The following is an 18990-nucleotide window of genomic DNA, read 5'->3' as shown; positions in this document are numbered from 1 at the left end:
ACGTAAACGTCAATCCCATCCGGCACGGATGCCGGTGGAAGTGGCGCTTCAGGCGGCCGAGGTCCGGGCCGGCGCATCGCCGCCTTCCGTGGCCGGCTGCTGCTTGCCGGTCTGGGCGGCCAGCAAGGCCCTGCACTGGCGCTCATGCTGGTCGATCTCGGCCAGTTGTGCCTGCAGGTCTTCCATCTGCCGCTCCAGTGTGCGCCGGTGCGCCGCGAGCGAGTGCAGGAAGCGCTCCAGCTGCGGGGCTGTGTCGCGTGGTGACTCGTAGAGGTCAAGGATCTCGCGGATCTCATTGAGAGTAAGCCCCAACCTCTTGCCGCGCAGCGTCAGCTTCAGCCGGGTCCGTTCACGGCCGTTGTAGACACGCTTGCGCCCGCCCGGCCCTTCGCGCTCCGGCGACAGCAGGCCCTGGTCCTCGTAGAAACGGATGGCCCGGGGCGTGATGTCGAATTCACGCGCAAGGTCGGTGATGGTGTAGGTGGCGGAAGCCGCCGCTGGCGTCGCTGACATAGCCTGCCCAAAGAAAGTGAACGGTCGTTCGTTGTGAAGTCAAGTTTTCGCTTAAGATGGAAACGAACCCGTATGATTGACGTTTACGTTAGCGTCAACCAGATCGGCTGGCAACCGGTGCTTGCACGCCCCTGCTCGATGCTTGGCGTGCCGGCAGAACGAGAAAGCCCGCGCCCCGCGCCAGGCTTCGACCACGAGACTCCTCATGAACGCACTCGAACACCAGCTCCAATACCCGTTCGGCGATACCATGCCCGAGCCCGGCTCCAAGCAGGAAGTCGCCCCCGGCGTCTACTGGCTGCGCATGCCGCTGCCGTTCGCGCTCGACCATATCAACCTGTGGCTGCTGCGCGACCGCCTGGACGGCCGCGACGGCTGGACCATCATCGACTGCGGCATCACCAACGACATCATCAAGGGCCACTGGGAAACCATCTTCGCCAATGAGCTGGAAGGCCTGCCAGTGGTGCGCGTGCTGGTGACGCACAGCCACCCCGACCATGTCGGCCTGGCGCACTGGCTGTGCAAGCGCTTCGGCGTGCGGCTGTGGATGAGCCTGGGCGACTACATGAGCGCGCGCGTGATGGGCAGCGGCACCGGTGCCGGCTCCAGCGCGGGCGGCGACGCCGCCGCCGCGCACTTCGCGCTGCACGGCCTGACCGATGCCGACAGCCAGGAAAAGCTGCGCGCGCGCAAGACCTACTACCCGTCGCTGGTGCCGGACCTGCCGGCGCAGTACCGCCGCATGATGGAGGGCGACACGGTGCGGATCGGCACCGATGCGGCGACCTCGGCCTGGCGCGTGATCACCGGCTTCGGCCATTCGCCCGAGCACGTGGCGCTGTACAACGCCGCCACCAATGTGCTGATCTCCGGCGACATGGTGCTGCCGCGCATCTCGACCAATGTCAGCGTGTTCGACATGGAGCCCGAAGGCAATTCGCTGCAGCTCTACCTGGATTCGCTCGGCAAGTACGAACCGCTGCCGCAGGACGTGCTGATCCTGCCCTCGCATGGCCGCCCCTTCCGCAACCTGCATACCCGCATCATGCAGCTGCGCGAGCACCATGCCGACCGCCTCGCCGAAACGCTCGAAGCCTGCGGCGAGAAGGCCTGCAGCGCGCACGACATCGTCAGCGTGATCTTCAAGCGCCAGTTCGACATCCACCAGATGACCTTCGCCATGGGCGAGTCGCTGGCCCACCTGCACTGCCTGTGGCACCGCGGCGAGCTGGCGCGGGAAACCGGCGATGACGGCGTGATCCGCTTCCGCGCGGCCTGACTGGCTTAGTTGGCGGCCGCCAGCGCCGCCAGGTAGCGCACCCCGTCGACGGCGCGGCTGCCATACCAGGACAGCATCTCGCCGTCGACCAGCAGCACCGGCTTGCCAAGCTGGCGCTCGAGCGCGTCGGCGTGGTCTTCGGTGAAGCGGTAGGGCTCGGTCGACAGCAGCACCAGGTCGAGCTCGCGCACCAGCGCGTCGCTCCAGCGGAAGGTGGGATAGCGCTCGCCGGGCGCGTTGGGGCGGCTGCAGTCGCCGCCCACGCAGGCCTGCAATGCGGCACTGCCCTCGGGCCAGGTGTGCCAGTTGGCCAATGCCAGCATGCGGCTGATATAGGTATCGCGCGACACCGTCATCCACGGGTCCTGCCAGATCGCATACAGCACGCGGCGCGCCGGCCACGGGCGCACGCGGATCGCGTCCAGCTGCACCTGCAGCGCCGTGCACAGCGCCTCGGCCTCGGCGTGGCAGCCAAAGATCCCGCCCAGCAGCTGGTACAGCCCCAGGTTGTCTTCCGGCGCGCACGGATGGGTGACGATCACATTGGGCACGAATGCGCGGATCTCGTCCACGGTCTCGCGCCGGTTCTCATCGATATTGACCACCACGTGCGTGGGCGCCAGCTCGCGCAGCCGCGCCACGTTCACGTCCTTGGTGCCGCCCACCTTGGGCACCGCGCGCACGGCCGGCTCCGGGTGGATGCAGAAGCCGGTGCGCGCCACCATCTGCCGGGCCATCCCGAGCGCGAACAGCAACTCCGTCACCGACGGCACCAGCGACGCGATCCGCACCACCCCGCTGGCGGCGGCATGCTGCTGGCCGATGGCGTCGCGCCACATGGTCAGGGCTCCTGCGGCGGGTCGGCGCGCCGCGGCTTGCGCGGCGCGCCCGCGGCCAGCGCATCGTAGAGCCAGCGCGGCATCACGTGCAGCAGCGCCGCCACCACGCCCATCGGCCACGGAATCACGCGGAACCGCCGTCCTGCCGCGATTACCCGCACGGCCTTGCGCGCGAACACGTCGGCATCGGTCAGGAACGGCATGCGGTACGGGTTGTGCGCGGTCATCGGCGTGCGGATATAGCCGGGCGCGATCGTGACCACGCGGATGCCGTGCGCGCGCTGCTCCAGCCGCAGGCTTTCCAGCAGCTTGATCACCGCCGACTTGGACGCGCTGTAGGCGCCCGCGCCCGGCAGCCCGCGCACGCCGGCGACGCTGGCAATGCCCACCAGCGTGCCGCGGCGCCCGAAGTGGCCGGGCTCGCGCGCCTGCATCGCATGCATGAACGGCTGGAAGGTGGTCAGCACGCCAAACCAGTTGGTATCCATCACCTGGCGGAAGGCGTCGAGGTCCTCGCGCTCGCTGGCGACGGTGCCGACCGAGACCCCGGCATTGGCGATCACCACGTCCGGGCAGCCGAAATGGCCGACGAAGTCTTCAGCGGCACGCGCCATGGCGTCGGCATCGCGCACATCGGCGCCGTAGACGCGCACCGCGCCCGGGTTGGGCAGCGTGGCGACAAACTCGCGCAGCGCGTCCTCGCGGCGCGCCACCAGCCCGAGGATGGCGCCTTGCGACGCGTATTCGCGCGCGAGAGCCTGGCCCAGGCCGCTGGAGGCGCCGGTGAGGAAGACTTTGAGGGGACGCATGAAGGCAGGGTTGCAGTCTGAAATAAAAAACGGCTGGTACAGGATACCAGCCGTTTGGCTTGCTACAGGTGTTGGATAACCCTCGGCTTGCGAAGGTCGCCAGCAGATTACATCTTCTTCGCCTTAACCTGATCCACCAGGTAATCCATGGTCTGGATCGCGCCCTGCTTGTTGCCGGCAATCGACGGCGAGGTCACGTACTTGCCCTGCACCACCACGGTCGGCACGCCGTCGATCTTGTAGGCGTCGGCGATCTTGTTGGCGCGCTGCGAGTTGGTGGTCACCGTGAACGAGTTGTAGGCATCCAGGAAGGCCTTGCGGTCCACGCCGTTCTTGGCCATGAATTCGGCGATCTCGTTGGGGTCCGTCATGCGCTTGCGGTCCACGTGGATGGCGTTGAAGACCTTGTTGTGCATGGCGTCGAGCTTGCCGATGGCTTCCAGCGCATAGAAGATCTTGGTGTGCGGCAGCAGGTCGTCACGGAACGCGACCGGCACGCGCTTGAAGACCACGTTGCCGCCCTGCTTCTTGACCCAGGCTTCCAGGTCCGGCTCGAAATCGTAGCAGTGCGGGCAGCCGTACCAGAAGAACTCGGTCACCTCGATCTTGCCCGCGGCGACCGGCTGGGCCGCCTTCAGGACCTGGTATTCCTTGCCCTCGGCGGGCGCCGCCCGGGACGGGGCGGACATCAGCAGGCCGCCCACGGCGGCGAACATGGCGAACAGTGCGGCGAGTTTTTTCATCTTGGTGCGGCCTTGCGGTTGGACGATGAGCGTATGACAGCGGCGGCGGCGTCCGGTTCAGCGAAACGCCGGCTGCTTCTGGTGACAACGTGTTGCGGCGGTTACCGGCGATTACTGCCAGTGCCGCCGGACACGACCGGAATAACGCCTGACCCTGCGGTCCGGCTTACTGCTTGGTGAAGCGGATCACCGAGGCCTCGAAGCCGGACGACTGCAGCCGGTCGCGTGCCTTGTTCATGTCTTCGATGCGGTTGAACGGCCCCAGGCGCACCCGGTACATCTTGACGCCGTTGACATCGCGTTCGGTGATCCGGGCTTCGAAGCCCTGCATCGCCAGGTTGGCCTTCTGGCGGTCGGCGTCGTCCGACGAGCGGAACGCGCCCACCTGCAGCAGGTAGCCCACCTTGTTGGCATCGGCCTGGGCGATCTCGGCGATCGGGTCGGCCACCGGCTTCTCGGCCGGCTTGCTGGCGACAGGCTTGTCAGCCGGCTTCTCCACGGGCTTTTCCACCGGCTTCTCGGCCGGACGGGCGACGGCCACCGGGGGTTGCTGGCCGTTCTGGCCGTTCTGGCCATGCTGGCCGTTCTGCTTCGGTTCCGGCTCGGGCGCCTGGCCCACCGGCTTGGCCGGGGTCTTGCTCCACAGCGGCTTGTTGGGGTCGCTCGGGCCCTCGTCGGCGCGCTGGGCCGGCGGCGGCAGCTGGCTGGTGACATTGCCCGGCTCGCTCGGGCGCGGGGCACTCTTCTGCTGGAACGGGGTCGGCGACTTGGTGATGTACAGGGCGACCACCACGGCGATGGCCAGCCCGACGATCAGCCCGAGCACCAGGCCCAGGAACGTACCGCCGCGTTGCTGGTTGCGGCGGACATGGCGCGACTCGCGCTTGCGTTGCTGTTGCATGAAGTCCTCTTCGGTGATGCCGGGATTATAGGGCCAGCGCCGCCAACGGCAGCACTGGCATCGTCCCCGGGGCCGGATGGCCCCGTACCCCCGCGCGGGGGCGCCGGACGCCTGCTTACATGCGGCGCGGGGCGGACACGCCGATCACCGCCAGGCCATTGCGCAGCACCTGGCGCGTGGCGGCCAGCAGCGCCAGCCGGGCGCGCTTGACGGCCTCGTCGTCAACCAGCACACGGTCGGCGTTGTAGAAGGCGTGGAAGTCGCCGGCCAGGTCGCGCAGGTAGAAGGCGACCGCATGCGGCGCCAGCTCGGCGGCGGCGCCCGACAGCATGTCCGGGAACTCGGCCAGACGGCGGCCCAGCGCCTGCGCCTGGGCGCTGGCTTCGGGTCCGGTCACGGCGGACAGGTCGGCGCCGGCCAGCTCGGCCAGGCGGGCTTCCCAGTCCGCGCCGCCCCACGACTCGAAGATCGAGCAGATGCGGGCGTGGGCGTACTGCACGTAGTACACCGGGTTCTCGTCGTTCTGCTTGAGCGCCAGGTCGACATCGAACACGAACTCGGTATCGGCCTTGCGCGACAGCAGGAAGAAGCGCACCGCGTCGCGGCCGCGGGTGAAGTGCTGCGGCCAGTCGGCCACGCCGGTATCCAGGCAGCCGCGGATGGTCTCGTCGCCGCCGTTGGACCATTCGATCAGGTCGCGCACGGTGACATAGGAGCCGGCGCGCTTGGAGATCTTGACCTCCTCGCCGTTCTTCATCACGGTGACCATCTTGTGCAGCACGTAGTCGGGGTAGCCCTGCGGGATGCCCATGTCCAGGCCCTGCAGGCCGGCGCGCACGCGTGCGATGGTGCCGTGGTGGTCGCTGCCCTGCACGTTGATGACCTTGGTGAAGCCGCGCTCCCACTTGGTGGTGTGGTAAGCGACGTCCGGCACGAAGTACGTATAGGTGCCGTCGCTCTTCTTCATCACGCGGTCCTTGTCGTCGCCGTCGTCGGTGGTGCGCAGCCACAGCGCGCCCTCGCTCTCGTAGGTCTTGCCCTTGGCCGTAAGCGACTGCACCGCGGCTTCGACGCGGCCGTCGCTGTACAGCGACGACTCCAGGTAATAGCGGTCGAACTTGACGCCGAAGGCCTGCAGGTCGATGTCCTGCTCGTTGCGCAGGTAGGTGACGGCAAACTTGCGGATCGAGTCGATGTCCTCGACGTTGCCCGACGCGGTCACGGGCTCGCCGTCAGAAGCGCTGACGGTCTTGCCGGCCAGGAAGTCGGCGGCGATGTCGGCGATGTAGTCGCCGTTGTAGGCGGCCTCGGGCCAGCTGGCGTCGCCGGGCTTGAGGCCGCGCGCGCGCGCCTGCACCGACAGCGCCAGGGTCTGGATCTGCACGCCGGCGTCGTTGTAGTAGAACTCGCGGTGCACGTGCCAGCCCTGCCACGACAGCAGGTTGGCCAGCGCGTCGCCCAGTGCCGCCTGGCGGCCATGGCCGACGTGCAGCGGGCCGGTCGGGTTGGCCGAGACGAACTCCACCAGCACCTGGCCGTGCACGCCGCGCTCGCGCGCGCCGTAGTGGTCGCCCTCGGCCAGCACCGCGCGCAGCACGTCGGCCTTGGCGGCCGGGGTCAGGCGCAGGTTGATGAAGCCGGGGCCGGCAATCTCCATGGCCTGGACCAGGCCCTGCGCGCGCGCGTCGGCCTGCACGGCATCGACGATGCGCTGGGCCAGCTCGCGCGGGTTGCTCTTGAGCGCGCGCGCGACCTGCATGGCGACGTTGCAGGCAAGGTCGCCGTGGGCGGCCACCTTGGGCCGCTCGAAGGTGACGGCGGGCAGGGTGGCATCGGCCGGGGCGAGCGCGCGCACCGCATCAGTGAACGCGGCGGCAAGATTGGAGGTCTGAACAGGCAGCATGGATGTCGGAAGCCCTGTGGGCAAGGTATTCAGGCACCGCCTTGGGCGGCGCCGTCGCCCGGAAGGCGGCAAGTGACGGCAAAGGAACAGTGAACGCCGCGCCGCGCCGCGTGACAGGCATTGGAATCGGGAACGCCGAATTTTATCAGGTGCTATGCTGACATCATGCGCGAGGATGGCCCCGGGCCACAATCCGGGCCCAAAATCAGCGAGACTTCCCGCCCCCGGGAATGCCCCCCGCCTCTCCGTGAAAGGAAAACACATCATGCTGATCACCTTCAAATCCCACGCCGCGCAGGACCTGATCATGATGAAGGATCTGGCGATGACGCTGCTGGGCATCATCGGCAAGCGCCTCGGGGAACGAGGGGTGATCACCGTAGAAGAGCTTCCAACCGCGATCCACAAGCTGGAAGCCGCGGTCGCCGATGCCAAGACCCATCCCGCCAGCTCGGCCGTCGAAGCGGACACCGGCAACGACGAAGACGAGGAAGAACCGCTGCACCTGGGCCAGCGCGCCTACCCGTTCCTGGACATGCTGCGTGCCTCCCAGCGTGAGGGCGCCAATGTGATGTGGGGGGTGTGACGGAAACAGGCACAGTTGCGTGCGGCACGGATCGCCGCGCGCCCAAAAAAACGCCCGGCACCGCAGTGGGCTGCCGGGCTTCCGGACGAGGGTTCCGGAAAGGGGGGAATCCCTTGCAGGACCCGCCAGGTGTGGCAGGCGGATCCTGGTATCGGTCTGGTGGCTAGGGGCGGGCCTACTCCTCCTCTGAATGGCGCCGGCCATTGGCCAGCAGCAGCCCGATCAGCGCCCCCACGGCCGCCGCGATCGCCACAGCCTTCAACGGCGACTCGGCCACGCGGTGCTGGGCGTGCTCTACCGCACCATCCATGCGCTCGCGGGCGCGCATCATGCCGTCGGTGGTCTGGGCGCGCAGCCGATGGGCCATGTCGGTGGCCCGCTCGCGCAGGCGCTGCCCGGCGCGCACGCTCTCGGCAGAGCCCTCGCGCGCCAGTACTTCGATGGTGTGCTCCAGCTGGGCGATCAGCGCCTTGACCTCGCCGGATACCGGCGCTGCCGCATCGCGCGTGTCGCGCGCAGCATGCCTGATGTGGCGGATGGCACTGTCGGCACTGTCGGACAGGTGGTTCAGTTCCTTCCTGACTTTCGGGTTCTGCGTCAGCATACGGTCTCCTCAGTTTCGGTCGGCGGTGGCGGGAAACGGCTCGCGGCCGGTGTCATCGCCCCCTGCGGACCAGGCCCATCACCGCGGCGACCAGCGCCACGACCAGGAAGATGAAGAACAGGATCTTGGCGATTTCCACGGCGCCGGCGGCAATTCCGCCGAAACCGAAGATCGCGGCGATCAGGGCGATGACGAAAAATACGAGTGCATATTGCAGCATGGCTAGGCTCCCGAAGCAATCGGACCAGGCCAGGCGCACTGGCTGGGCCCATGTGAGGGCTTGCGCCAAGGGGTGCAAGCTCATAGCCTCATCGTAGAAAGCCAGCCCGCGCACCAATACTGACAGCGAGCCGATTCCGCTGTCAGCCGAGTCCTACAAGCACCCGGACAAGGCCCGCGCGGGCCCGCTTCAAGGTTGACCCATGGCGATCGATGTGATTCCATGGGCGCTCCCTGGCGCTGCGGCGGGCGAGCGGCGCGCCTTCACTAAACAGGAATTGCCCATGTTCAAGCAGTCCTTTCTCCCCCACACGCTGCTGCTGGCGGGCGGCATCCTGCTGACGCTGGCGGTGCTGGTGGCGTCGGAAACCGGCAATATCCGCCTGCGCGAAAGCTATACCGACGTGATCCGCTCGCAGCGCGTGCAGACCGAGCTGGCCGCGCTCAACGGCGAGCTGGTCAATGCCGAGGCCGGCCAGCGCGGCTTCCTGCTGACCGGCAAGGAAAGCTACCTGGAGCCGTACTACAAGGCCCTGCCGCGCATCGCCGAACTGATGGCGCAGATCCGCGCCGGCTATGCCAACGATCCCGAAGGCCTGAAACAGTTCAGCGACACCTCCAAGCTGATCAACAGCAAGCTCAATGAGATGGCGCTGACGCTGGTCTACGGCAAGCGCGACCTGGAAGTGGCGCTGGACCTGATCCGCACCGACTACGGCAAAGAGACCATGGACAACGCGCGCCGCGGCCTGGACCAGTTGCAGGCGCGCGAGGCCGGCGCGGTCTCGCACCGGCTGGAAGGCGCCGAGAACGACGTGCAGCTGTCGCGCTACGGCATCGGCCTGCTCACCGCCATCAACATCATCCTGATGATGGCGGTGGGCGTCGGCCACGCCAAGCGCCTGTCGATGGCCGAGGCGGTGCGCACCCAGCTGGAAGAGGAAAGCGTGCGGCTGGACCGCAAGGTGCGCGCACGCACGCGCCAGCTGTCGGCGCTGGCCGCCCACCTGCAGCGCGTGACCGAGGACGAAAAGACACGCCTGGCGCGCGAACTGCACGACGAACTGGGCGCCATCCTGACCGCGATCAAGCTGGACCTGCACTGGGTGCGCCGCAAGGTGCAGGAGGACCATCCGGTGGCGGCCGAGCGCCTCACGCGTGTGATGCTGCACGTGGACCAGGGCATCCAGATCAAGCGCCGCCTGATCGAGGACCTGCGCCCCACGGTGCTGCTGAACCTGGGCCTGCGCGCGGCGGTGTGCCAGCTGGTCGAGGAAGTGGGGGCGCGCAATGACTGGGAGACCAATGTCAGCGTGCCGGAAGACCTGCCGCCGCTGCGCGACGAGGCCGCGATCGCGCTGTACCGGATCGTGCAGGAATCGCTGACCAATGCCAGCAAGTACTCTGAAGCCAGGCACATCGATGTCAGCCTGGCCTGCCAGGACAACCTGCTGACGCTGACCGTGCGCGACGACGGCAAGGGCCTGCCGGCGGACTTCGACGCCGGCAGCACCGCCGGCCACCACGGGCTGCTGGGCATGGAGCAGCGCGTCACCGCGCTGGGCGGCAGCATGCAGATCGATTCCCTGGCACAGGCGGGCGTGCGCATCCGCATCGAGGTGCCGCTGACGGACGCGGTGCTGGCGCCGGCAGAGGCGCCGGAAAACCAGGAGCCGGCGCGCGCCTGACGCGCACCGGCAGGCAGGGAATGTGATGGGCTGGCGCGGCTCAGGGCGCCGGCGCAGCGTGCTCCTCGATCACGCGGAACACCTGCTCGAGCTCGAGCGACTTGTCGAAGAAGTAGTCCGCGCCGGCCTCGGCGCACTGGCGGCGGTACATGCTGACCTGGGCGTGGTTGGTGTAGACGATGCGCACCGCGCCGGTGCCGTTGCGCTGCATCGCGCGCAGCACATTGATGCCGTTGCCCTGGCGCAGCTGCAGGTCGACGATGACCACATCGTACTTGCCGGCGGCGAGCAGCCGCAGGGCCATGGCTTCGGTATCGGCCCAGTCCACGTTCTCGATGAAAGGGAAATCCTTCAGGTATTCGAGCAGCATGCCTCGCAGGACCGCCGAGTCTTCAATCAGCAGTATGCTCAGCGCCCGGTAGGAAGTGTTCGAAGCCTGCTCCGACATGTTATGTATTGCTGGTCCTCGTCCGGTGCGGCCCATCGCGGGCTGTCATTCGACCAGGCCGTTCTTGATGGCGTAATAGGTCAGGTCAGCGTTGGTCTTCATGCCCATTTTCTCGAGAATACGGGAACGATAGGTACTGACGGTCTTGACGCTGAGAAACAGTTCGTCGGCAATCACCGACACCGACTGCCCCCGCGACAGCTTGCAGAATATCTGGAACTCGCGCTCCGACAGCATCTGGTGCACCGGCTGCTCGGTCGGCTTGTCGAGCCCGCCGATCAGCAGGTCGGCCACGGTGGCGCTCACGTAGCGGCGGCCCTGGGCCACCGTGCGGATGGCCTTGACCAGGTCGTCCGGGGCGCTTTCCTTGGTCAGGTAGCCAGAAGCGCCGGCACGGATCAGGTTGATCGCGTACTGGTCTTCCGGGTAGGTCGACAGGATCAGGACCGGCAATTCGGGCTTGCGCTGGCGGATCAGCTTGAGCACGTCGATGCCGTTGCGGTCGGGCATCGAGATGTCCAGCACCAGCACATCGAACTCGGCATCGCGCAGCTGCGCCATGACCTGGTCGCCGCTTCCGGCCTCGCCTGTCACCTGGATGTCGGGCTCTTCGGAAAGGAACTGGCGCAGCCCGGCACGCACAATCTCGTGATCGTCAGCGATCAGGATGCGGATCATGTGGGCTCCACTGGGTTGAACAGACCGGCACATGCCCGGTGCAGTCGGGTGCAGGCGGAACCGCTTGCGTTGATTGTCATTGTAGTGCCGCGCGCGGGCGCGGGCTGTCGGTGTCAGGCTGACATGATGCGCGGACAGAACGCGTGCACGGCACATGGCGCGCCGGCTCGCCGCGCACAAACGCAAAGCGGGACGGAGGTGATCCGTCCCGCTTTGCTGCGGCGCGTCAGTGCTGAAACTTCCTGGAGGGCGCTGGCGCCGCCGGCACCGGCATGAGGCTGAGGCTAGTCGCTAGTGGCCAGTGACTGTGGACCAGCGCGGCACGTTACTGCGCCTTGGCACCCGCGTCGGCGCCGGCGCTGACGCCCACGCTCGCGTCGGCCTTGGCCTTCTTGGTCGACTTGGCGGCGTGCTTGTCATGCTTGTCACGCTTGGACTTGCTGCCGGCGTCTGCCTTGGCGCCGGCGGTGGCGTCGGCGGCGGTGCCAACCCCCTTGTCGACGGCCGCGCCGGCGGTGGACAGGCCCTTGTCAGCGGCGGAGCCTGCTGCCGACAGACCCTTCTCGGTGGCCGCGCCCGCGGTCGACAGACCCTTTTCGGCCGCGCCTGCGGCACCCGTGGCGGCGCTGCCGGCAGTGTTCAGGCCACCCTGCGCTGCAGCGGCGGGAGAGGGTGTGGTCACCGATGCGCCGACATCGGCCTTCGTGCCAACGGAAACGCCGGTGCCTTGGGCCATGGCCAGCGAGGAAGCGGCAGCGATCGACAGAGCGGACAGGGAGAGCAGCAGTTTCTTCATGGACAGACTCCTTTCAGGATGCCCCACGGCGAAACATTCGCCGCGGTGATCACGCTGGTGATTGCGTGTATCGAGCCCTCAGTCTAGGGAGCCGGGCTGCGCCGGTCTGTGAGGAGTTGAAAGGCTCTGTAAGGAGTTGTGAGGCGCCTGCCACGCCGCCCCGGCACGGCTTTGCCGCCCGCCTGCAGCGGTTTTCCCTGCTGCATCAATGGGCTGGCGGCGGGGCCATGCCGCCGCCCCCGCCGCCCTGCCGTCGCACCCGGTTACAGGTTGGGCGCCAGCGCGCGCTCCAGCGTGGCGCGGTCCTCGTGGCGGCGCGCCGCCATGTCGTCGAGCTGGTCCTGGCCGATCTTGCCGATGGAGAAGTAGGTCGACTGCGGATGCGCCAGGTAGAAGCCGCTCACCGAGGCGGCCGGCGTCATCGCCAGCGACTCGGTGATGCCCATGCCGATCTCGGCCGCGTCGAGGAACTCGAACATCGGGCCCTTGACGGTGTGCTCCGGGCACGCCGGGTAGCCAGGCGCCGGGCGGATGCCGCGGTACGACTCGGCGATCAGCTGCTCGTTGCTGAGCTGCTCGCCGGCGTCATAGCCCCACAGGTCCTTGCGCACGCGTTCGTGCAGGCACTCGGCAAAGCCTTCGGCGAAGCGGTCGGCCAGCGCCTTGAGCATGATCGCGCTGTAGTCGTCATGGTCGGCTTCGAACTGGGCTTCCTTCTTCTCCACGCCCAGGCCCGCGGTAACCGCAAACAGGCCGACATAGTCGGCGATGCCGCTGTCCTTGGGCGCGACGAAATCCGCCAGGCAGCGGTTGGGGCGGCGCACGCCGTCCACCACCGGGCGCTCGCTCTGCTGGCGCAGGTTGTGCCAGGTCAGCGCGACCTTGCTGCGGGTCTCGTCGGTGTAGATCTCGATATCGTCATCGTTGACGGTATTGGCCGGCAGCAGCGCGATCACGCCGTTGGCGGTCAGCCAGCGGCCCTGGATCAGGCGCGACAGCATGGCCTTGCCGTCCGAGAACACCTTGCGCGCCGACTCGCCGACGATCTCGTCGTTGAGGATGTCGGGGAATTTGCCGGCCAGGTCCCAGGTCTGGAAGAACGGGCCCCAGTCGATGTAGTTGGCCAGTTCCGCCAGGTCGTAGTTGCGGAACACGCGCCGGCCGATGAACTTGGGCCTGGGCGGCACGTAGCTGCTCCAGTCGATCGGGGTCTTGTTGGCGCGCGCCTGCGCCAGCGTCACCATCGGCGTGGCCTTCTTGTTGGCGTGCTGGGTGCGGATGCGGTCGTAGTCGGTCTTCAGCTCGTCCAGGTACCTGGTTGCGCCTTCATCCGACAGCAGGCTCGACGCCACGCTGACCGAGCGCGAGGCATCCGGCACGTACACCACCGGGCCTTCGTAGTTGGGCGCGATCTTGACCGCGGTATGCACACGCGAGGTGGTGGCGCCGCCGATCAGCAGCGGGATCTTCTTCACGCGGAAGTAGTCATCGCGCTGCATTTCCGAGGCCACGTAGGCCATCTCTTCAAGCGACGGCGTGATCAGGCCCGACAGCCCGACGATGTCCGCGCCCTCGACCTTGGCGCGGGCCAGGATCTCGTTGCACGGGACCATCACGCCCATGTTGACCACTTCGAAGTTATTGCACTGGAGCACCACCGACACGATGTTCTTGCCGATGTCGTGCACGTCGCCCTTCACCGTGGCGATCACGATCTTGCCGCGCGCCTTGACGTCGCCGCCGGCCTCGGCCAGCAGGCGCTTCTCTTCCTCGATGTAGGGCAGCAGGTGCGCCACCGCCTGCTTCATTACGCGCGCGCTCTTGACCACCTGCGGCAGGAACATCTTGCCCGCGCCGAACAGGTCGCCGACGATGTTCATGCCGTCCATCAGCGGGCCTTCGATCACCTCGATCGGGCGGCCGCCGCGCGCCTCGACCTGCTGGCGGACCTCTTCGGTGTCTTCGACGATGAAGGTGGTGATGCCATGCACCAGTGCGTGCGCCAGGCGCTCGCCCACCGGCACCGGCTGCTCGGGCGTGCCGCGCCAGGCCAGGTTCTCTTCCTTCTTCGCGCCGCCGCCCTTGAAGCGGTCCGCGATCTCCAGCAGGCGGTCGGTGGAATCTTCGCGGCGGTTCAGGACCACGTCTTCCACGCGCTCGCGCAGCTCGGGGTCAAGCTGGTCATACACGCCGAGCTGGCCGGCGTTGACGATGCCCATGTCCATGCCCGCGCCGATGGCGTGGTACAGGAACACGGTGTGGATCGCCTCGCGCACCGTGTCGTTGCCGCGGAACGAGAACGACACGTTGGACACGCCGCCGCTGACCTTGGCGTACGGCAGGTTCTGCTTGATCCAGCGCGTGGCCTCGATGAAGTCCACCGCGTAGTTGTTGTGCTCCTCGATGCCGGTCGCGACCGCGAAGATATTCGGGTCGAAGATGATGTCTTCCGGCGGGAAGCCGACTTCATTGACCAGGATGTCGTAGCTGCGCTTGCAGATCTCGGTCTTGCGCTGGAAGGTGTCGGCCTGGCCTTTCTCGTCGAAGGCCATCACCACCGAGGCGGCGCCATAGCGGCGGATCAGCGCGGCGTGGTGGCGGAACTGTTCCTCGCCCTCCTTGAGCGAGATCGAGTTGACCACGGGCTTGCCCTGCACGCACTGCAGGCCGGCCTCGATCACTTCCCACTTGGACGAGTCGATCATGATCGGCACGCGCGCAATGTCCGGCTCGGAGGCGATCAGGTTCAGGAAGCGAACCATGGCGGCCTTCGAGTCCAGCATGGCCTCGTCCATGTTGATGTCGATGATCTGCGCGCCGTTCTCGACCTGCTGGCGGGCCACCGCCAGCGCCTCGTCGAACTGACCGTTCAGGATCATGCGCGCGAAGGCCTTGGAGCCGGTCACGTTGGTGCGCTCGCCGACGTTGACGAACAGCGTGTCGTCGTCGATGGTGAAGGGCTCGAGGCCGGACAGGCGCATCGGGCGCGGGGGCAGTTGGTTGTCGCTCATGTTGTCAGGCTCCGGCTCAGGCGGCGTCGCGGTACTGGCCGGGCCAGGTGCGGGGTTTCTTGTCGGCCACGCGCTCGGCGATGGCGGCGATATGCTCGGGGGTGGTGCCGCAGCAGCCGCCCACCAGGTTCACCAGGCCGGAAGCGGCGAATTCTTCCACTAGCGACGAAGTGACTTCCGGCGTTTCGTCGAAGCCGGTGTCGCTCATCGGGTTCGGCAAACCCGCGTTCGGGTAGCACGACACCGCGGCATCGCACACCTTGGCCAGTTCGGCGATATAGGGGCGCATCAGCGTCGCGCCAAGCGCGCAGTTCAGACCGATCGTGATCGGCCGGGCGTGGCGCAGGCTGTTCCAGAACGCTTCCACGGTCTGGCCCGACAGGATCCGGCCCGAGGCATCGGTCACGGTGCCGGAGATCATCACCGGCAGGCGTTCGCCGGTGTCCTCGAACAGCTGGTCGATGGCGAACAGCGCCGCCTTGGCATTGAGCGTGTCGAAGATGGTCTCGACCAGGAACACGTCGGCGCCGCCTTCCAGCAGGCCCTTGCCCTGTTCGTAGTAGGAATCGCGCAGCTCTTCGAAGGTCACGTTGCGCGCGCCCGGGTCGTTCACGTCGGGCGAGATGCTGGCGGTCTTGGGCGTCGGGCCGAAGGCGCCGGCGACAAAGCGCGGCTTCTCCGGCGTGCTGTACTTGTCGCAGGCGGCGCGCGCCAGGCGCGCGGCCTCGACGTTCATCTCGTACGCCAGGTCCGCCATCTTGTAGTCTTCCTGCGCCACGCCGGTGGCACCGAAGGTGTTGGTCTCGATCAGGTCGGCGCCGGCGGCCAGGTACTGCTCATGGATCTCGCTGATGACCTGCGGGCGCGTCAGCAGCAGCAGCTCGTTGTTGCCCTTGACGTCCACCTTGTGTTCCGCGAAGCGCGCGCCGCGGTAGTCCGCCTCGGTCAGCTTGTAGCGCTGGATCATGGTGCCCATGGCGCCATCCAGGATCAGGATGCGTTCTTGCAGCAGCCGGGGCAACTCGGCAGCCCGGGTGTAGGGGCGCGGCGCGGCCGCGGTGGATTCAGGGGCACTCATGGCGGGGACTCTGGAAAGGCGGGCCTGCGGCGTATCCATGGCTGGATCGGCGCCGGGCCGCTGCTGTGGCCTATGCTGGCCAAAGAGGGACGATTTTATCAGGTGTATCAAGGCCTTGCGGCTGCCCGCGGTGGCCCGCGGTTGCCTGTCCGGCCCGCTGGCGCCTACACTGAGAGACGTAACCGTCACCGCCCCAGGGCGCGCTTCGCGCTGCCCCTTCCTTGCCCGCCATGCAACATCTCTCCCCCGCCGACGCCCAGAACCTGCTGGCGCAATCGCCCGAGACGCTCTTTATCGACTGCCGCAGCGAGATGGAATACCTGTTCGTCGGCCATCCCAAGGGCGCGCACAACGTACCCTGGAACGATGGCCCGGACTGGGAGGTCAACCCGCATTTCGTGCAGATGGTGAAGAAACTGGCGGGCCAGGCATCGGCGCGGCCGGTGCTGCTGATCTGCCGCAGCGGTAACCGCTCGTCGGCGGCGGCGCGGGCACTGGAGGGCGCGGGCTTCTCCAACGTCCAGTTCGTGCTGCACGGCTTCGAGGGCGACCTCGATGCGCAGCGCCACCGCAATACGGTCAACGGCTGGCGCCATGACGGGCTGCCGTGGGAACAGTACTGAGCGCGGCCCGCAGCGCCCGCCACCAACAAAAACGCCCGCCGAAGCGGGCGGTGATCGTTCCAGGCAAAGCCGCTCAGTGCATCACCAGCGGGTGCATCATGACGTTGTCGAACTTGCCGAGAAAATCGTCGACTTCCTCCACGGATGGCTCGCTTTCAATCAGGCGTTTGACGTCGGCGCGGAAGCTCTCGGCCAGGTGGCCGCCGAGGAAGATTTCGCGCTTCAGATTCTTGTCGACGATTTCGTAGCCACCAAACTCAAGCGGCGCCTGATCGACATCCGCACCGAATTCCACGATGCAGTAGTTGTCGCTGTTGTAGATCATTTGCATGGCACACCTCCTGGGCGTCATGGATGGGCGGCATGCCCTTGTGGTTCTTGCCTCAGTTGATGCCTTGAGGGGGCGCCGCGGCTTTACCTCCAAACTTGGGGTGACCAGCGGGAAATCAAGTTATTGGTGCGGGTCACCTCGTTGCCACGATTTTCTGCCTTACATGGATTGGGCATCGGCCAATGCAACAAGTTTCTTGAGCCTTCCACATCAGTGTGTTGCTTGTCACGGAACGTCGCACTGCCCCCCGCATGCGGCATTCCCAAGAAAGGCGTCCAGCGCGGCGTGGAAGCGCTCGGGCTGCTCCACGTGCACCAGGTGCGCCGCTTGCGGCACGACCTCGAGCCTGGCTCCGGGAATCGCCGCGGCGATGCTCTGTGCCATCGCCACGGTTGCGCCCTGGTCCTGCTCGCCCGCTACTACCAGCGTAGGACAATGAATGCGGGAAAGCGCGCCGGCAAGGTCAAAAGCCATGATTGCCTCGGCCACACCCACGTATCCACGTACCGGCGTGGCCACCAGACTGTCGCGAATGCGCGACACCTGGTCGCGATGCGCCTCATGGAAGGCCGGCGTCAGCCAGCGCCCGAGGGTGGCATCGGCCATGCCGGCCATGCCATGGGCCTCGGCCTGGCCGATGCGGTTGTGCCACATCGGGTGCGCCTCCATCGGGGTCTGGCTGTTGGTAGCCACCAGCGCCAGCGACAACAGCCGTTCGGGATGGCGCAGCCCCATGGTCTGCCCGATCATGCCGCCGACGGAAATCCCGCAGAAATGCGCCTGGGAGATCTGCAGCGCGTCCATCACCGCGACCACGTCGTCGGCCAGCCGCGTCATGGTATAGGGCCCGAGCGGGGCGTCGCTGGCCCCGTGGCCGCGCATATCAGGGCGCACCACGCGATAGCGGCCCGCCAGGTGCTGCGCGGTGGCGTCCCACAGCGTGTGGTCGGCAGCCAGGGCGTGGACCAGGATCACCCAGGGCCCGTCCGCCCCGTCCACGCGCACGTGCAGGTCGGCGCCTTCGGCGTGGATGCGGTGGGTTTCGGCGGGTGGCGTGGCAACGGTCATGGCTGGGCTCCTTTCGGTTAGATGGTGCGTCGGGAGGCGCGCGCCGCGGTCCTACTGCCCTTCCCTGCCGCGGTACACCAGGTCGATCTGGGTGCCGTCGGGCTCGGTCTGGCGCAGGCGCACCGGCATCCAGCCGAGCGACTGCGCCAGCCACAGCTCGACGCGGCGCCTGTCATTGGCACGGCGCTGCAGCCTCACAAAGTGCTTTGCGCGTATCACGCCGTTGCCGGTGTCGATCTCGTCCTCTCCAACATACTGCACTTGCATGGGTTCCACATCCCGCGTGTCGGCCACAAGGAATGCTTCCGTCACTCCGGGGGTGGCATATCGCTGGGGATTGCCGCGCACCAACCCCACCAGTTGCAGGAATACGCTGAAGCGGTCCTGCGCGCCGGGCGGGAACGGCGCCTGCGTGCCCGAGGCAAACACCGCGGTGCCGGCCGCGGCATCGAATCGCGAGGTCTCGGTCTTGTTGCGGCGGCGCTCTTCGTAGCGTTCCGGCAACAGCCCCTGCACCGCCATCGCGCCGCCGCTCTGGAAGGCAAAGCGGAACCACAACACGCGGGTTTCGACCGCCAGACGGTAGCGGCTGCCGTCCTGCTCCCAGCGGATCAGGCCGTCGGGGTTCTGCACGCCGTTGACGAAGCTGGCGTAGTGCATCGTCGCCGACGGCGGCGGGTCGTAGCGCACGCCATCGACGCCGCCCTGCGGCCCGCCGGACGGCGCGGCTGCGGCGGCAGGCTTGGCCGCGCTGCCCTCGCCGCCGCTGCCCGAGGCCATTTCGGTCGCGCCCTGCGGGCTGGTGGCGAGCGGGGGAGCGGGGGCTTCCTGCGGCGCGGGTTCCGGGGCCGGCGCGGCCGCCCTGGGCTG

At 67.3% G+C, this 18990-nt stretch carries 20 protein-coding genes; 4 read left to right on the top strand and 16 right to left on the bottom strand.

Annotation, left to right across the window (positions count from 1 at the left end):
* Nucleotides 1-48 precede the first annotated feature (48 nt).
* Nucleotides 49-513, bottom strand: coding sequence for a MerR family transcriptional regulator (locus AC3WLE_RS24925; protein ID WP_492320758.1), 465 nt, complete (start codon nt 511-513; stop codon nt 49-51).
* Nucleotides 514-718: 205 nt separating this feature from the next.
* Here AC3WLE_RS24925 and AC3WLE_RS24920 point away from each other — a divergent pair, with 205 nt between their 5' ends.
* Nucleotides 719-1795, top strand: coding sequence for an MBL fold metallo-hydrolase (locus AC3WLE_RS24920; protein ID WP_492320759.1), 1077 nt, complete (start codon nt 719-721; stop codon nt 1793-1795).
* A 5-nt stretch (nt 1796-1800) separates the two neighbouring features.
* Here the strand turns inward: AC3WLE_RS24920 and AC3WLE_RS24915 are convergent, their stop codons facing one another.
* From AC3WLE_RS24915 to argS, 5 genes are all read right to left on the bottom strand, one after another.
* Nucleotides 1801-2634, bottom strand: a complete 834-nt coding sequence (locus AC3WLE_RS24915) for a helical backbone metal receptor (RefSeq protein ID WP_492320760.1) — start codon at nt 2632-2634, stop codon at nt 1801-1803.
* A gap of 2 nt (nt 2635-2636) precedes the next feature.
* A complete protein-coding gene (locus AC3WLE_RS24910) occupies nt 2637-3443 on the bottom strand; it encodes an SDR family oxidoreductase (RefSeq protein ID WP_492320761.1) in 807 nt (268 codons plus the stop codon).
* A 107-nt stretch (nt 3444-3550) separates the two neighbouring features.
* Nucleotides 3551-4186 (bottom strand): thiol:disulfide interchange protein DsbA/DsbL, encoded by a 636-nt coding sequence (locus AC3WLE_RS24905; RefSeq protein WP_492352923.1) that lies wholly within the window; start codon nt 4184-4186, stop codon nt 3551-3553.
* Between the two features lie 166 nt (nt 4187-4352).
* Nucleotides 4353-5087: an SPOR domain-containing protein gene (locus AC3WLE_RS24900; protein WP_492320763.1), complete on the bottom strand. Its 735-nt coding sequence runs from the start codon at nt 5085-5087 to the stop codon at nt 4353-4355.
* 115 nt (nt 5088-5202) lie between these two features.
* Nucleotides 5203-6990: an arginine--tRNA ligase gene (gene argS / locus AC3WLE_RS24895; protein ID WP_492320764.1), complete on the bottom strand. Its 1788-nt coding sequence runs from the start codon at nt 6988-6990 to the stop codon at nt 5203-5205.
* 265 nt (nt 6991-7255) lie between these two features.
* Between argS and AC3WLE_RS24890 the strand changes: the two genes are divergently transcribed.
* Nucleotides 7256-7576 (top strand): DUF1840 domain-containing protein, encoded by a 321-nt coding sequence (locus AC3WLE_RS24890; RefSeq protein WP_035820355.1) that lies wholly within the window; start codon nt 7256-7258, stop codon nt 7574-7576.
* 175 nt (nt 7577-7751) lie between these two features.
* Here AC3WLE_RS24890 and AC3WLE_RS24885 read toward each other — a convergent pair whose 3' ends face one another.
* Nucleotides 7752-8180, bottom strand: coding sequence for a DUF883 family protein (locus tag AC3WLE_RS24885; protein ID WP_492320765.1), 429 nt, complete (start codon nt 8178-8180; stop codon nt 7752-7754).
* A 52-nt stretch (nt 8181-8232) separates the two neighbouring features.
* Entirely contained in the window at nt 8233-8400 is a 168-nt protein-coding gene (locus AC3WLE_RS24880; protein WP_010812883.1) for a DUF1328 domain-containing protein, read from the bottom strand.
* Between the two features lie 283 nt (nt 8401-8683).
* On the opposite strand from AC3WLE_RS24880, the gene AC3WLE_RS24875 reads away from it, so the two are divergent.
* Nucleotides 8684-10087, top strand: a complete 1404-nt coding sequence (locus tag AC3WLE_RS24875; protein WP_492320766.1) for a sensor histidine kinase — start codon at nt 8684-8686, stop codon at nt 10085-10087.
* Between the two features lie 40 nt (nt 10088-10127).
* Here AC3WLE_RS24875 and AC3WLE_RS24870 read toward each other — a convergent pair whose 3' ends face one another.
* The 5 genes from AC3WLE_RS24870 to AC3WLE_RS24850 form a co-directional block, all read right to left on the bottom strand.
* Nucleotides 10128-10535, bottom strand: coding sequence for a response regulator (locus tag AC3WLE_RS24870; protein WP_035820351.1), 408 nt, complete (start codon nt 10533-10535; stop codon nt 10128-10130).
* Between the two features lie 45 nt (nt 10536-10580).
* On the bottom strand, nt 10581-11213 hold the full coding sequence (locus AC3WLE_RS24865) for a response regulator (protein WP_010812886.1): 633 nt from the start codon (nt 11211-11213) through the stop codon (nt 10581-10583).
* 325 nt (nt 11214-11538) lie between these two features.
* The gene (locus tag AC3WLE_RS24860) at nt 11539-12009 is read right to left on the bottom strand and encodes a hypothetical protein (RefSeq protein WP_492320767.1); all 471 of its coding nucleotides are present in this window, start codon (nt 12007-12009) and stop codon (nt 11539-11541) included.
* A gap of 263 nt (nt 12010-12272) precedes the next feature.
* Nucleotides 12273-15020, bottom strand: coding sequence for a methionine synthase (metH, locus tag AC3WLE_RS24855; protein ID WP_492352925.1), 2748 nt, complete (start codon nt 15018-15020; stop codon nt 12273-12275).
* A 16-nt stretch (nt 15021-15036) separates the two neighbouring features.
* Nucleotides 15037-16098: a homocysteine S-methyltransferase family protein gene (locus tag AC3WLE_RS24850; RefSeq protein ID WP_316152324.1), complete on the bottom strand. Its 1062-nt coding sequence runs from the start codon at nt 16096-16098 to the stop codon at nt 15037-15039.
* 230 nt (nt 16099-16328) lie between these two features.
* On the opposite strand from AC3WLE_RS24850, the gene AC3WLE_RS24845 reads away from it, so the two are divergent.
* A complete protein-coding gene (locus AC3WLE_RS24845; RefSeq protein ID WP_492352926.1) occupies nt 16329-16721 on the top strand; it encodes a rhodanese-like domain-containing protein in 393 nt (130 codons plus the stop codon).
* A 73-nt stretch (nt 16722-16794) separates the two neighbouring features.
* Here the strand turns inward: AC3WLE_RS24845 and AC3WLE_RS24840 are convergent, their stop codons facing one another.
* The 3 genes from AC3WLE_RS24840 to AC3WLE_RS24830 all read right to left on the bottom strand — a co-directional run.
* Complete coding sequence (locus AC3WLE_RS24840; RefSeq protein WP_010812891.1) at nt 16795-17052, bottom strand: BTH_I0359 family protein; 258 nt, start codon at nt 17050-17052, stop codon at nt 16795-16797.
* Nucleotides 17053-17277: 225 nt separating this feature from the next.
* Complete coding sequence (gene pcaD / locus AC3WLE_RS24835; protein ID WP_492320770.1) at nt 17278-18120, bottom strand: 3-oxoadipate enol-lactonase; 843 nt, start codon at nt 18118-18120, stop codon at nt 17278-17280.
* A gap of 51 nt (nt 18121-18171) precedes the next feature.
* Nucleotides 18172-18990, bottom strand: an 819-nt coding sequence (locus tag AC3WLE_RS24830; protein WP_492363597.1) for a DUF3108 domain-containing protein, incomplete at its 5' end; no start/stop codon positions are given.

It is taken from the genome of Cupriavidus sp. FW306-1B-F12B, assembly GCF_058781795.1.
This window is presented reverse-complemented; position numbering and strand designations above follow the sequence as displayed.

Coding starts and splice junctions, on each gene's coding strand:
- AC3WLE_RS24860 (WP_492320767.1), bottom strand. CDS start 12,009: ATGAAGAAACTGCTGCTCTCCCTGTCCGCTCTGTCGATCGCTGCCGCT.
- AC3WLE_RS24910 (WP_492320761.1), bottom strand. CDS start 3,443: ATGCGTCCCCTCAAAGTCTTCCTCACCGGCGCCTCCAGCGGCCTGGGC.
- AC3WLE_RS24845 (WP_492352926.1), top strand. CDS start 16,329: ATGCAACATCTCTCCCCCGCCGACGCCCAGAACCTGCTGGCGCAATCG.
- AC3WLE_RS24880 (WP_010812883.1), bottom strand. CDS start 8,400: ATGCTGCAATATGCACTCGTATTTTTCGTCATCGCCCTGATCGCCGCG.
- AC3WLE_RS24925 (WP_492320758.1), bottom strand. CDS start 513: ATGTCAGCGACGCCAGCGGCGGCTTCCGCCACCTACACCATCACCGAC.
- AC3WLE_RS24905 (WP_492352923.1), bottom strand. CDS start 4,186: ATGAAAAAACTCGCCGCACTGTTCGCCATGTTCGCCGCCGTGGGCGGC.
- AC3WLE_RS24840 (WP_010812891.1), bottom strand. CDS start 17,052: ATGCAAATGATCTACAACAGCGACAACTACTGCATCGTGGAATTCGGT.
- AC3WLE_RS24865 (WP_010812886.1), bottom strand. CDS start 11,213: ATGATCCGCATCCTGATCGCTGACGATCACGAGATTGTGCGTGCCGGG.
- AC3WLE_RS24885 (WP_492320765.1), bottom strand. CDS start 8,180: ATGCTGACGCAGAACCCGAAAGTCAGGAAGGAACTGAACCACCTGTCC.
- metH (WP_492352925.1), bottom strand. CDS start 15,020: ATGAGCGACAACCAACTGCCCCCGCGCCCGATGCGCCTGTCCGGCCTC.
- AC3WLE_RS24915 (WP_492320760.1), bottom strand. CDS start 2,634: ATGTGGCGCGACGCCATCGGCCAGCAGCATGCCGCCGCCAGCGGGGTG.
- AC3WLE_RS24890 (WP_035820355.1), top strand. CDS start 7,256: ATGCTGATCACCTTCAAATCCCACGCCGCGCAGGACCTGATCATGATG.
- AC3WLE_RS24875 (WP_492320766.1), top strand. CDS start 8,684: ATGTTCAAGCAGTCCTTTCTCCCCCACACGCTGCTGCTGGCGGGCGGC.
- AC3WLE_RS24870 (WP_035820351.1), bottom strand. CDS start 10,535: ATGTCGGAGCAGGCTTCGAACACTTCCTACCGGGCGCTGAGCATACTG.
- AC3WLE_RS24850 (WP_316152324.1), bottom strand. CDS start 16,098: ATGAGTGCCCCTGAATCCACCGCGGCCGCGCCGCGCCCCTACACCCGG.
- argS (WP_492320764.1), bottom strand. CDS start 6,990: ATGCTGCCTGTTCAGACCTCCAATCTTGCCGCCGCGTTCACTGATGCG.
- AC3WLE_RS24900 (WP_492320763.1), bottom strand. CDS start 5,087: ATGCAACAGCAACGCAAGCGCGAGTCGCGCCATGTCCGCCGCAACCAG.
- pcaD (WP_492320770.1), bottom strand. CDS start 18,120: ATGACCGTTGCCACGCCACCCGCCGAAACCCACCGCATCCACGCCGAA.
- AC3WLE_RS24920 (WP_492320759.1), top strand. CDS start 719: ATGAACGCACTCGAACACCAGCTCCAATACCCGTTCGGCGATACCATG.